The organism is Sphingobacterium sp. JB170, assembly GCF_900163865.1.
GTDB lineage: Bacteria > Bacteroidota > Bacteroidia > Sphingobacteriales > Sphingobacteriaceae > Sphingobacterium.
This window is the reverse complement of sequence record NZ_FUKU01000003.1, coordinates 93,816-107,193: the sequence shown is the minus strand read 5'-3', so window position 1 is coordinate 107,193 and position 13,378 is coordinate 93,816. Positions and strand designations below refer to the sequence as shown.

Here is a 13,378-nt window from a genome sequence, read left to right as displayed (position 1 = left end):
CAAAACTATAAACAAATCATCGACAAATCAAATATGTAGTTCATAGGGCGGATACAATATGTCTTAAATGCACTTTGTTATCTTGAATTTCAGTATCCGCACTATGGACCACGTGTTTTCTAACCGAATAATATTTTTACAGTTCTGTGAAAACAGATTTTTATTATTTTGTAGTTTATAGCGAGGTAAATGACAAAAAGATGAATACCCTGAACTCAAGCGAATTATATCCGTTTATGAAGAATCTAGATTAATAATCCAAGCGCTATTTGAATACAATGACCGACCTTTGGACTTATAAATAAAATCGGCAGTAACAGTTAAGCACTTTTTTTAAGATATTGTTTTCTGTTATTAAATTGCTCGATTGTAAGGTCTCCAAGTGTGGAATGACGACGTTCTTTATTATAATATTCGAATAAGTCTGTTTTCATTTGCGTCTTGGACATTATCGCTTCATTGGACAAATTTTTGAATTATTAATTTGGCGAAGAAAACACTCTGCGAAACGGTGTGCCTTCCGTGAAGTATATCAGCACAGAGTTCATTCTATCCCGCCGTTATTTGAGTGATATGTTGCGTTCATTGACAGGTCTCGCCTGCCAACAATACATTCGGAACGTCGTCGTAGAAAAAGCGAAATAAAATTGACGACAACAAATCTATCCGTTTCAGAAATTGCTTACGAATTGGGCTACGAGCATCCGCAATCATTCAGCAATCTTTTCAAAAACAAGACCAATGTTTCGTCGTTGGAGACTAGACAATCGTTTAATTAAAATAATCTTTATTAGTTAAAACTTTCAACATCCGTAATTCTCATACAACATCCGTTGTTTTGCAAACTTCTAGAAGTTAATTTCTGCTCAACTTTGTGTTGTTAAAAATAATTTTAAAAAAGATGAACAAAGTAAAATTAGGAAATCAAGGTCTTATCATCCCGAATGTCGGTTTGGGATGTATGGGAATGACTGGTTTCGAAGATGCAGATATGTATGGCAAAACAGATGAAAAAGAAGCCATTTCTACCATTTACCGTTCTTTCGAACTGGGTGGAAATTTCCTCGACACCGCAGACTTATACGGCCCTTTCAAAAATGAAAAGCTGATTGCAAAAGCTATTGAAGGCAATCGTGGAAAGTACATTATCGCAACAAAATTTGGTTGGGAAATCGATGACAATGAACAAATCACTTGGAAAATCAATGGGACAAGAGATTATATCAAAAAATCAGTTGATCGTTCGCTGAAAAATTTGAAAACAGATTATATCGACTTGTATTATATGCATCGTTTGGACAAAAATGTTCCAATCGAAGAAACAGTCGCTGCGATGAGCGATTTGGTAAATGAAGGGAAAATAGGATATATTGGTTTGTCAGAAGTTTCGTCGGAAACGGTAAAAAGAGCGCACGCAATTCATCCGATTTCAGCAGTTCAAAGTGAATTTTCTATGTTTGAAAGAACGGTTGAGGAAAAAGGTGTTCTAAAAACTTTGAATGACTTAGGAATTGGTTTTGTAGCGTATTCCCCGTTAGGAAGAGGATTTTTGTCTGGTCATATTAAATCGATCAACGATTTGCCTGAAAATGATTTCCGACGAGGAATTCCGCGTTTCCAGGAAAAGTATTTTCATAGAAACATTGAATTGGTCAAAGCAATAGAGGCATTAGCAGAAGAAAAAAATATCACTTCTTCTCAACTCGCAATTGCATGGATCATCAGCAAAGGCATCGTTCCGATTCCGGGGACAAAACGAAGAAAATATGTGGAACAGAATATCGACGCAGGTAAAATTATCCTGACAGAAAATGATCTCGCAAAACTGGAAAGTATTGTACCTTTAGGAACCGATACCGGCGCACCTTACGACGAGTTCAGTATGGGACTTTTGGATTATTGAGTTTTAAATTTGCATAAATGAATACAATTCCGTCCATCTCCGCATTCCACAAGTTACTTTCCTTACCAGAGCCAAAACATCCTTTGGTAAGCGTAATCAATCTTTCGGCAAGTATTTTCATTAAGGATGAGGTATGGAAAGGTTTTATGAATAGATTCTATTGTGTGGCTTTGAAGAGAGAAGCTACTGGAAAGATCCGTTACGGCCAGCAGCATTATGATTATGACAAAGGTGTGCTCAGTTTTACGGCGCCCAATCAAGTTCAATACTTAGATGTTGAGACAATGGATTGTGATTCGGCGGGTTATCTGTTGATTTTTCACGAAGATTTTCTATTGAAACATCCGTTGGCGGCGGCGATTACCAGATACGGATTTTTTTCTTATGCCACGAATGAAGCCTTACACTTAAGCGAAGAGGAAGAGAATGATTTGATTGAAATCCTTGATAAAATCGATAAAGAGTGCCAGCACATCGATCGTCATACGCAGGAAATTATCCTTTCTCAAATTGATCTTCTGCTAAATTATTCGCATCGGTTCTATGAGCGGCAATTTATCACGAGAACAAACAACAACCATCAGTTATTAATCAAATTTGAAAAATTCCTGAATGACTATTTTGATAAAAACTCATCAGAAAAAGGACTTTTAACTGTACATCAGGTTGCCGAAGCGATGAATCTTTCCCCGAATTATTTAAGTGATCTTTTAAGGGTTCACACGGGACAAAACACACAGCAACATATCCACGAAAAACTCATCAGCAAGGCAAAAGAGAAACTTTCTACGACAAAACTTTCTGTGCGTGAGATTGCTTATGAACTGGGATTTGAACATTCCCAGTCCTTCAGTACGCTTTTTAAAAAGAAAACCCATATGTCGCCTTTAGAATTTAGGTGGTCTTATAATTAAAATATTTGTTTCAGCTACAACAAGCAGTGATCTAGATACATACTAATTTTTCATTCTTACCAATTTTGCATTGTAATTATTAATCAAATAAAACAATCAAAAAATGGACACAAAAAAAGTATGGTTCGTGACAGGTGCTTCAAAAGGTTTAGGTTTAACTTTAGTAAAAAGATTAATGGCAGAAGGTCATTTTGTGACAGCAACTTCCAGAAATATTGCTGAACTTCAGGAAGAAGTAAGTGAAGAAAATGAGACGTTTCTTCCTTTGGAAGTTGATTTAGTCAATGAAAATTCTGTTGAAGCGGCGGTTACAAAAACGGTTGAGAAATTTGGGAAATTAGATGTTGTGGTGAACAACGCCGGTTATGGACAATTGGGAACCTTAGAAGAAATTACGGATTTGGAAAGCCGGCAGAATTTTGACATCAATGTTTTCGGTTCTTTGAATATCATCAGAAAAACAATGCCTTACCTTCGAAGACAAAAAAGCGGTTTCATTATCAACATTGCTTCAATTGGTGGCTTGACTGGAGAATTTGCAGGTTGGGGAATCTATTGTGCTACCAAGTTTGCAGTTGTAGGCTTCACAGAAGCTTTGGCTGCAGAAGTAAACGAATTAGGAGTGAATGCAACCGTTGTTTATCCGGGATATTTCAGAACTGATTTCTTGACTGGCGGTTCACTCAGAACGCCAAAAACTGAAATTGAAGAATACACTACTGCAAGAAAACTTCAAACGGCACACGAAAAAGACATCAACGGCAATCAACCCGGCGACCCTGAAAAAGCAGCTTTTGCACTGATAGAATTGGTTTCAATGAAAAATCCGCCGATTCATTTGGTTCTAGGCTCTGATGCATTCAGCATCGCTGGAGACAAACTAAATGCACTTCAAAACGAAATTTCTGAATTTAAAAAGCTTAGTACATCTACGGATTACTAAATTTGTAAGGGCAATAGTTCTTGCTGTTGCCCTTATTTTTTTCGATTATGAATAACAGAAAATTATATACCATTGATACCATTTCGGAATTTCATAAGATTTCAGGATTGCCAAAGCCTCAGCATCCACTCATTAGTCTGGTAGATTATAGTTTAGTGGAATATCAAATCGAGGAATCTGAAATCAGCTGGGTTCAGGATTTGTATTTTATGGGTTTCAAAAGAGATATTCAGGGTAAGTTTCATTACGGTCAAAGTCAATATGATTTTGATGAAGGATTAATGTCTTTTATTGGACCCCGACAAGTTGTAAGATTGCACATTAGTAAGTCTGAAAAAAAACCTTCGGGCTATCTTTTTGCTTTCCATCCCGATTTTATATGGAATACATCTTTGGCAACAACAATTAATAGCTATAAATTCTTTGGTTATGATGTGAATGAAGCGTTATTTCTTTCCGAAAAAGAAGAAGAAACTATAATCGGACTTTTCAAAGCGATCGAAAAAGAATATCAATCTGGAATTGATCAGTTTACCCAAAATATTATTATCTCTCAGATTGAGGTTATTTTAAATTATTGCGAAAGATTTTATCAGCGACAATTTATTACAAGAAAAAAGACCAATCATCAGATTTTAGAAAAATTGGAAATTATCCTTGAGGACTTTCTCAAGGATGATGTAATTGATAAAGGTTTACCAACCGCCAATTATATTGCAAAACAACTCAATATTTCAACCAATTATCTCGGAAGTTTATTAAAATCAGTGACAGGGCTGACCACACAGCAGCATATTCACGAGAAACTCATAGAAAAAGCAAAAGAAAAACTCTCAACTACTGAATTATCGGTTTCGGAAATCGCCTTCCAATTGGGGTTTGAACACAGTCAAAGTTTCTCTAAATTATTTAAAAATAAAACCAATTTATCACCTGTTGCATTTAGGAACTCTTTTATTTAACTAAAGGATATACTTTATTATTAAATCGTCTCTCCTGTATTAAGCCATAGTAATAGTTTAATACAGGTTTTATTGATATTTCACTTCTAAAGTGCTTATACGAGGTCGTATGTTTTGGTTGATCGTCTTCAGAATTAAATAGAAAACAGAGATAAAGTGAGTTACAAATTCAGGTAAAAAATTATTTAGAAGTCCGGAAAAGTACGCGCTTTCCCTTTGCGATAAATGCGAAGATCTAAACTTTCAACCCTTTTTATCCTATCTTTGCATCTGTTCGGTATTGAAACTTACACTGATTATCAAACAAATACACTCATAAAGTAACAAATGGGAAACAAAAAACAATTTCGGCCACTGTCAGCCGACTGACATTCAAAAAAACAATAACACATTCACTTCTTTTTCCGCATAGCTCATGCAAAAGATATACTCTTTATTTAGGTTAGAAGACGAAATCCAGAAATGTTCTTCCTATTTTAGCCTATCTTTGCACCAATAAGATGATTTATATTCATATACCTTTCTGCAAACAAGCGTGTCATTATTGCGACTTCCATTTTAGCACTTCGTTAAAATATAAGGAAGAAATGCTTCATACGATGCAAAAGGAAATTGACATGCGTGCGGATTACCTAACGGATAAAAAAATACAATCAATTTACTTCGGCGGGGGTACGCCTTCGGTCCTAAGCCCTACGGAGATTGATAAACTGATCGGTCACGTTTCAAAGCACTTCGAGATAGCCAACGATGCAGAAATTACGATCGAGGCGAATCCTGATGACTTAAACCCGCCAAAAGTAAAAGGACTTCGCCAAACTGCAGTAAACAGATTTAGTATTGGCATCCAATCGTTCTTTGAAGAGGATTTACGGTGGATGAACCGGGCGCATAATGCTGTAGAAGCCGATTCGGCAATTAAAAGAGTTCAAGATGCGGGTTTCGAAAATATCACAGCGGATCTTATCTACGGTTACCCGTTATTAACGGACGAAAAATGGGTAGCAAACATGCAGAAGCTTCTCGACTACAACATTCCACACATTTCATCTTATTCGATGACCGTGGAACAAAAAACGGCGCTTGCACATTTAATAACCCAGGGAAAAACCGCACCTATGGCTGAAGCGCAATCCGCCCGTCAAATGAATCTGCTCATCGAAACATTAACTTCAAATGGATTTGAACATTATGAAATCTCCAATTTTGCCAAACAAGAACATTATGCCAAACACAACACGAGTTATTGGCGAGGGAATCATTATCTCGGAATTGGTCCTTCCGCTCATTCATTCAACGGCAGTTCACGGAGTTGGAATATCGCCAACAATGCATCATATATTCAAAAATTAAATACAGGAGAAATTATTTCCGAAACGGAAATTTTAACATTAGAGGATCAGTTCAACGAATACGTAATGACATCCTTACGAACAATGTGGGGAATAAGTATCCCCTATCTTACAGAAAGGTTTGGTAATGGTACAGTAGATTATATTAATAATGCTGTACAAGGTTTCGCTGAAAAAGGTCAATTGAAAATTACATCCGACAATCACATTTGTCTTACTCCAGAAGGCAAACTTATCGCTGATCATATTGCCTCGGAACTATTCTTACTCAATCCGGACAGCTAGTACTAAATTTCGCTCACGTTAAATTCTTAAAAATTACACTTTAAGTGATAAAAAAGCATATATTTTTTAATAATCGTAAAATTAAAACGTTTAAGCACTATTATTTTATTAAATTTATAAAAAACACTGCTTAATAATCGATAAATTCATATGTTTGCTCCATAATCATTTATAAATCATTATGGAACAAATGGCTACTTTTGAACAAGAGGTCAAAAGTTACAAATCCAAACAATTGGCCGCTGCCGATCTCATTGAAATTGTCAGCAAGTTATGGATTAACCACAGCATCGAGCTGGTTCTTTTCCGTAACCAATTAGTCGACCGGCGAGGCAGTCTTATTCTTCGCTTACACCAAGAAACAAGCGCATTGACCTCAGGCGAAATCTTGATTGAAGAAACCCTGGAAATTGCCCGCCGTATTGACGAAATGATATTACCCCCATCTCGGATCGACATTGGGACGCTCGCGCTACAGGCCCGAAATAAGCAAGCCGACGAACCCCTACTTACCTTCGCGCGCAAACGACTAGCATCGGTAATACATCATCCGATTTTTGAACCCAAGGATGTCGTACTTTACGGCTTTGGACGTATTGGACGCTTACTGGCCAGAGAAATTATTAGCCAGGCTGTGGGTGGGGCGCAATTAAGACTCCGCGCTATTGTTACGCGCGATGCGATTAACGAAGGTAACTTGGAGAAACGTGCAAACTTATTACTTCAGGACTCGATACATGGTGATTTTCAGGGCATTGTTGAAGTCGACGCATCAAATAATTCTCTCATTATAAATGGGAATAGAGTGTACATTATTTCCGCAAAAAATCCAGAAGACACCGATTATAGCATATATGGAATACAGGATGCCCTAATTATTGACAACACGGGAGTCTTCCGAGACAAAAAAGAATTATCCAGACACCTAGATGCAAAAGGTGTCCGGCAGGTACTGTTGACCGCACCAGGTAAAGATATTCCCAACATTGTGCATGGCGTAAACGATCCTGAGGTCGTGCCCCTAGAAACCACAATATGTTCGGCAGCATCCTGTACCACAAACGCTATATCACCAATATTAGCAATTTTAGAAAATACTTTAGGGATTGCAAAAGGTCATATCGAAACGGTACACGCTTACACTAATGATCAAAATTTAGTTGACAATATGCACAAAAAGCATCGGCGTGGACGTGCGGCTGCATTAAACATGGTCATTACTGAAACAGGAGCCGGCACGGCAGTTGCTAAAATCATCCCCTCGCTCTATGGGAAATTAAGTTCGAATGCAATCCGTGTTCCGGTGCCAAACGGTTCGCTCGCTATACTTCAATTGGAATTAAAAACTCCTTGTACTAAAGAGCGTCTATTAGCAATTCTAAAAAGCGCTGCACTACAAGGACCACTAGTAGAACAAATAAAATTCGAAACCAACGCAGAGCTTGTCTCCTCGGATATACTTGGTACAAGTGCAGCGGCTGTAATTGATGCTCCGGCAACGATCGTTTCCAACAGCGGAGAAAATATTATCCTATACATCTGGTATGACAATGAATACGGATATACCCATCAGGTTATGCGACTCGCTAAGCATATGGCTGGCGTGAAGCGATACACCTATTATTAACGTGCCAATTTTCCATCCAAAAGTCAGAAATGACTTTATACTGAAGGGGGAGCCAGTTAACCGGCCCCCCTTCTAATTTTATTTCTTCTCGCTATATTTCTTTTCTAGCATTTTCATGAAATATCCCCCAACAACAGCGCGAGCTTTAAACCCGCGACGTTGCGGCTTGTCGGTATAAATCCAATCGGACATCGGAACTCTATCGACTGTTTCATTCATGAAGGCATGGACGGGTTTTACGAACTTATTAAACGTTTCTAAATCGTCTGCTAGCGTTGCCGACCAGAGTATCCAGTCAGACTTGGTGTACGTTTCCCTATTATCAAGGGGTAAGCCATATTGATTTTGCTGGGTTAAATAGTAAGCGACCTCCTTCTCCCGGATCTGTTCATCAAAGATGTTCATATCAAGAATCTTGTCCCAGATAAGATTATATTTTTGACTCCATGTACCTGGTTTGTCAAAAGTCAAACGGTAATGGTCGCCGTCATTGGCCATCGTCTCCCATTGTGTGCCCATTTCCTTGGCTATTTTTAAATAACGTTCAGCTATTTGATCTTTACCCTGCATCTTCGCCAGGTAGCCATACGAAGCTATTCCTAAAATTGCTTTCACTGAAAGGTTAGCATTATGCGCAAAATGTCCAGCAAAATCATCCGTACACAGCTGATTTTCAGGATCCAGCCCATTTTCCACCAAATAATCTGCCCAGGTCGTCAGAACGTCCCAGTGACTCGCTGCGTATTTGGGGGTATCCTCGGCACGCGCAAGCGCATATGCTAGAATTAACATATTACCACTTTCCTCGACCGGCATATCTCCCCCATAAGTCTGCCCATTGGCAACAGGGTATGTACCCACATCGTGTGCCGCAAAAGGTTTGGCCCATTTCCCGGATTCGGAGTACTCGAAAATAAAGTTCATCAACGCTTTGGCGAGCTCCGGGTTATAGTACAAAAACAATGGCGAGGATGGATAGGTTATATCAACTGTCCCGATCGAACCGTTGCTATCGTTTTCTTTTGAGAGTAAAAGCAATTCGCCTTTAGGCGATTCGACAAGTTTATGCGCTGCAATAGCTTGGCGATATGCCAGCGCACAAAGCTCCGCATATTCGACACCGAATGCACTATATTGTGTCATGAAATCGTTATCGAATTGCTCGACCTTTTTTTCGATATCATCGAATTCAGCAAACGCCTTTTCAAACTGTCCTTCGATCTTCTGCTTCCCATCGCGGTTCCAGTATGGGCGTAAATTCTCTTGAAAATATTGGATTGCGTAAATATCATCGTAACCGATAGCTATTTTACCATTTAGCGTGCCGTTCACTTTTCCTTTCTGGACAAGTGCCAGTTGATTTCCATCTTCAGCACTTTTCGTTCCGGTTACAAAGGCCGCGCGGAGTGTCGTCGGACTACCTACAAACGCAGTGGTAACATCTTTCTCTCCCGCCATGTAAAAATAACCCCAGTCGTTTCGTACATGATCACCTTTGCGACCAAGTATATTCTGAGACTCGCTTCCTGTTTTCAAATAGACCACATCTCCGTTTGTGTAACTCTCGCTCGTGGATGCTTGTGTTGGTAAATTTAATCCCCAATGCGGGGCAGCCTCGAAATACAGCTCTACTGAAACTGCCTTCGGTGAACTCACCTCGTAACTTAAATAATTGATTGGCCGAGCCAATAAATCCAAATTATTTAGAAAAAGTGGCGCTGTGAAGCTTACTTTTAATTGTACATCACCACAGGCAAAGACATATTTGGTTTGCATTGGTTGTACGTCAACCGATAGCTGCTCTGCTTGTTTTTGAAAATATCGTTGATTATTCCGTTCGACGAGAATGCCCATATCTAAATAAGCATTACCGCCGCCATTATGGCAATACGCTGCGAGGATATTTTTCCCTTTTCTTAACGAATTTACAACTTCCTCGCTTAGCTTAACGCGTTTATTCTTCCCTGTGGAGTTACCTGTCGATACTACCTGAATGCCGTTGATATAGAAAATTGCATCATCATCATGTCCGTAATCCAGGTATACGTCTTTCCCTGCAAGATCTGCCGAAAGTGTTATTTCTCGACGCACCCATATTTGATCGGTTTGCCAGTCGGTTTTACTGAGCGGTTCATTTTCAAATGTCCCGAATCCTCCCTTTCCCTGTTTCCAGCCTTGCGGCTTATAATCCGTGGCAAACCAGTTATCTTGAGGCTCCTGAGTGGTATAGGTAGCGTCCCACGCTTTATCCTCTCCATTGGCGACCGCTGTCAGTAGCTCAACCTCCTCGGTACCCATAAACCTGTAAACCTCGTTATCAATCTTTATAACCCCCAACAACGGCAGGTTTCTATTATCTGACCAATGGGCCACCGAAGTATCATACAGTTTATCAGCCGGCGACCATGCGCTAACATTTGGATCGATGGTTATCAATGGAACTGCCGGTGCACGCAGTGAACTCGGCTGCTGCGCGTAGACGAAACTTGTTGCGCCTATTAAAGCGATGCAGGTAGTCAGGATTTTCTTTATTTTCATTTTACACAAAATTTTGAGGCATCATTTGTTTAAACCTAATAACCTGTTGTCAGAAAAGTTGAATCCCAACTTGAACAGTAAAAACCTTGCGTTTTTAGGTGAAAACAAAATTAAGAAACCGAACAAAGGGTTATTATTGATAAGATCAAAAATAGAATTTAAATCGACATAACTTTTACCGCATAGGCGAACTAAATACATTTTGAACGAAATATACAACTTATTGATCAGATTATACGATTAGCTAATACGAATTAGCAATTCGATTCATGAGAAGATTATCAAATATACATGGAAAACATGTATAAAAGTCGTTCACGAATCGGCTACGAATTCAACGGGCTAGTCATTGAAGGAATACGCCGGGTACGAAAAGAAATGGAGAACAAATAGTGGGTTGACTTTCATTAAAAGATATTTTCCGCGCAAAGCGTGTCAATATCTTTTCATATTGGGCACCAATATATTTACAAAAATGTAATTAATCAAAACCGCGTGTTCAAACTATTAAATTAAGCGATTGAAAAATCCAACCTGCCAAACGGCCGATTTTAACTTAAAAGCTTCCCGGAGGAAATATACTTCATAATCACAGGTGTTGCACCGGCTTTTTCACGCACGTAACTGCGCGCCTGATTTCCAGCATCCTCCCGTCGATTTTGATCAGTTAAAGCCAAAAGAACTTGTTCGAATTCGGCCGCGTTGCCAATACAGAAACCAGCGCCAATTTCAAGAAGATCAATTGCTTCTTGAAATTTCGCATACTTGGGCCCGAAGATAACTGGAATACCGAAAGTTGCAGCTTCCAACGTATTATGAATACCAGCTCCAAAACCTCCTCCCACATACGCTAGCGTACCATAGCCGTATAATGAAGATAGCATACCGATATTATCAATAACTAGCACTCGGGCGGAGTCAACTTGGGCTGCGGTGTAGGCGGAAAAATTAGAAAAGAATAGTGCATTTGGAAACGTCTGGGCTACTTGTTCTAAATGACTATCGTGGATCTCATGAGGCGCCAAAACAACTTTAAGGTTAGAATGCTTTTTTAATACCTCAGAAATCAACTGTTCATCAGGCTGCCACGTGCTGCCTGCAACAAGCACATCTTGCGTGCGGGCAAGAAAGCGCTCGACCACCGTGATGTCTTCGCGCTGCTTTGGCAATTCGATCACTCGATCAAAACGCGTGTCACCTGCCAAACCTGCATTGGTAATATGAATGGCTTTTAGCCAATAGACTGAATCCATATTCTGCGCAAAAAAGAAGGTTACATTCTTGAGAATTTTACGAAAAAATGAACCGTACCACTTAAAAAACACCTGCTCTTCACGAAAAATCGCGGAGACCATCAAAAGTGTTATGTTTTGTTTCTTAAGTTCATTGAAAAAATGGTACCAGTATTCATATTTTGTAAATACGGCAAGCTTAGGTTCTACAATAGTTAAAAATCGGCGGGCATTACTCCTGGTATCAACAGGTAAATAGAAAACATAATCCGCAAGATGTGTGTTTTTCCGGATCTCAAAACCAGAGGGCGAAAAAAATGTTACAAGAATTTTCTCTTCCGGATACTTCTCTCTTATGGCCTCCATAATTGAACGTCCTTGTTCAAATTCACCTAATGAAGCAAAATGAAACCAAACAGGTTTACACCCCTTTTCAACCGTTTGTTCCATTTGTTGAAAAAGATTTTTACGGCCATCAACCCACCTTTTTGCTTTGGCATGAAAGGGCGCTAATATTCGCAAAACCAAGCTGTAAAAGCCGATTGCTAAGTCATAGAGAAAATGCATATTGACAAAAATATCCTTATATTCGTCAAAGATATTAAACTTTATCCATTCTATAGGTTAGTGAACAGTCTACAGCAAAAACGAATTCTTATTACCGGAGCCGCCGGATTTCTTGGATCCCACCTTTGCGATCGTTTCATTGAGGAAGGTTTTCTTGTCGTTGGAATGGACAACCTGATCACCGGGGATCTTCGAAATATTGAACATCTCTTCAAGCTTCCAAATTTCGAATTTTATCACCATGACGTCTCTAAGTTCGTCCATATTCCGGGCAACTTAGATTATGTATTGCACTTTGCGTCACCCGCCAGCCCGATTGATTATCTAGAAATCCCAATTCAAACGCTTAAAGTGGGCTCGCTCGGCACCCATAATTTACTAGGGCTTGCTAAAAGTAAAAATGCGCGAATTCTTGTAGCCTCGACTTCGGAAGTATATGGAGATCCTTTGGTATCACCACAACCCGAGGAATATTGGGGAAACGTAAACCCGGTAGGACCGCGGGGCGTTTACGATGAAGCGAAACGTTTTCAAGAAGCCATAACGATGGCCTATCACAATTTCCACGGACTACAGACGCGAATAGTACGCATCTTTAACACCTATGGCCCTCGAATGCGTTTAAACGATGGGCGTGCCCTTCCAACTTTTATAGCCCAAGCGCTCAACAATGAGCCGTTAACGGTTTTTGGAGATGGCACACAAACGCGTTCATTTTGCTATGTTTCGGATCAGGTGGAAGGCATATTTAAATTGCTTCTGTCGGATTATGCACAACCCATGAACATTGGCAATCCCGAAGAAATGAGTATTCAAGAAATTGCAAAAGAAATCATTCAGCTCTCCGCTGGTCATTCTGAAATAATATTCAAAGATCTACCGGTAGACGATCCGAAACAGCGTCGACCAGATATTTCCAAAGCGATCAATATTCTTGGATGGACGCCGACGGTTTCTCGAAAACAAGGTCTTGAAAAAACAATCGCATATTATAAAGAACTACCGCAAGAGTCGTTAATAAAAAAAGACTTTACATATTTCAATCAAAAATAATA

At 39.3% G+C, this 13,378-nt stretch carries 10 protein-coding genes; 8 read left to right on the top strand and 2 right to left on the bottom strand.

What is annotated here, in order from left to right; all coding sequences use genetic code 11:
• Positions 1 to 647 precede the first annotated feature (647 nt).
• The 7 genes from FM107_RS19830 to FM107_RS00520 all read left to right on the top strand — a co-directional run bounded on the left by FM107_RS19830 (position 648) and on the right by FM107_RS00520 (position 7,986).
• The gene (locus tag FM107_RS19830; RefSeq protein ID WP_256959259.1) at positions 648 to 779 is read left to right on the top strand and encodes an AraC family transcriptional regulator; all 132 of its coding nucleotides are present in this window, start codon (positions 648 to 650) and stop codon (positions 777 to 779) included.
• 122 nt (positions 780 to 901) lie between these two features.
• On the top strand, positions 902 to 1,903 hold the full coding sequence (locus FM107_RS00545) for an aldo/keto reductase (RefSeq protein ID WP_086946583.1): 1,002 nt from the start codon (positions 902 to 904) through the stop codon (positions 1,901 to 1,903).
• A gap of 17 nt (positions 1,904 to 1,920) precedes the next feature.
• Positions 1,921 to 2,817, top strand: coding sequence for an AraC family transcriptional regulator (locus FM107_RS00540; RefSeq protein ID WP_086946582.1), 897 nt, complete (start codon positions 1,921 to 1,923; stop codon positions 2,815 to 2,817).
• Between the two features lie 103 nt (positions 2,818 to 2,920).
• Positions 2,921 to 3,760, top strand: coding sequence for an SDR family NAD(P)-dependent oxidoreductase (locus tag FM107_RS00535; protein WP_086946581.1), 840 nt, complete (start codon positions 2,921 to 2,923; stop codon positions 3,758 to 3,760).
• Positions 3,761 to 3,807: 47 nt separating this feature from the next.
• Entirely contained in the window at positions 3,808 to 4,722 is a 915-nt protein-coding gene (locus FM107_RS00530) for an AraC family transcriptional regulator (RefSeq protein WP_086946580.1), read from the top strand.
• A 500-nt stretch (positions 4,723 to 5,222) separates the two neighbouring features.
• On the top strand, positions 5,223 to 6,359 hold the full coding sequence (gene hemW, locus FM107_RS00525; RefSeq protein ID WP_086946579.1) for a radical SAM family heme chaperone HemW: 1,137 nt from the start codon (positions 5,223 to 5,225) through the stop codon (positions 6,357 to 6,359).
• Positions 6,360 to 6,549: 190 nt separating this feature from the next.
• Positions 6,550 to 7,986, top strand: coding sequence for a glyceraldehyde-3-phosphate dehydrogenase (locus FM107_RS00520; protein ID WP_218778881.1), 1,437 nt, complete (start codon positions 6,550 to 6,552; stop codon positions 7,984 to 7,986).
• 78 nt (positions 7,987 to 8,064) lie between these two features.
• On the opposite strand, the gene FM107_RS00515 is transcribed toward FM107_RS00520, so the two are convergent.
• On the bottom strand, positions 8,065 to 10,524 hold the full coding sequence (locus FM107_RS00515; RefSeq protein ID WP_086946577.1) for a glutaminase family protein: 2,460 nt from the start codon (positions 10,522 to 10,524) through the stop codon (positions 8,065 to 8,067).
• 551 nt (positions 10,525 to 11,075) lie between these two features.
• On the bottom strand, positions 11,076 to 12,323 hold the full coding sequence (locus tag FM107_RS00510; protein WP_086946576.1) for a 3-deoxy-D-manno-octulosonic acid transferase: 1,248 nt from the start codon (positions 12,321 to 12,323) through the stop codon (positions 11,076 to 11,078).
• On the opposite strand from FM107_RS00510, the gene FM107_RS00505 reads away from it, so the two are divergent.
• Positions 12,318 to 13,376 (top strand): UDP-glucuronic acid decarboxylase family protein, encoded by a 1,059-nt coding sequence (locus FM107_RS00505; RefSeq protein ID WP_086946575.1) that lies wholly within the window; start codon positions 12,318 to 12,320, stop codon positions 13,374 to 13,376. The two genes, FM107_RS00510 and FM107_RS00505, sit on opposite strands and share 6 nt — an antisense overlap.
• Positions 13,377 to 13,378 lie beyond the last annotated feature (2 nt).

Excerpts from the sequence above, each read along its gene's own strand:
- FM107_RS00545 (WP_086946583.1), top strand. The coding sequence starts at position 902 with ATGAACAAAGTAAAATTAGGAAATCAAGGTCTTATCATCCCGAATGTC.
- FM107_RS00505 (WP_086946575.1), top strand. The coding sequence starts at position 12,318 with ATGCATATTGACAAAAATATCCTTATATTCGTCAAAGATATTAAACTT.
- hemW (WP_086946579.1), top strand. The coding sequence starts at position 5,223 with ATGATTTATATTCATATACCTTTCTGCAAACAAGCGTGTCATTATTGC.
- FM107_RS00510 (WP_086946576.1), bottom strand. The coding sequence starts at position 12,323 with ATGCATTTTCTCTATGACTTAGCAATCGGCTTTTACAGCTTGGTTTTG.
- FM107_RS00515 (WP_086946577.1), bottom strand. The coding sequence starts at position 10,524 with ATGAAAATAAAGAAAATCCTGACTACCTGCATCGCTTTAATAGGCGCA.
- FM107_RS00530 (WP_086946580.1), top strand. The coding sequence starts at position 3,808 with ATGAATAACAGAAAATTATATACCATTGATACCATTTCGGAATTTCAT.
- FM107_RS00535 (WP_086946581.1), top strand. The coding sequence starts at position 2,921 with ATGGACACAAAAAAAGTATGGTTCGTGACAGGTGCTTCAAAAGGTTTA.
- FM107_RS00540 (WP_086946582.1), top strand. The coding sequence starts at position 1,921 with ATGAATACAATTCCGTCCATCTCCGCATTCCACAAGTTACTTTCCTTA.
- FM107_RS00520 (WP_218778881.1), top strand. The coding sequence starts at position 6,550 with ATGGCTACTTTTGAACAAGAGGTCAAAAGTTACAAATCCAAACAATTG.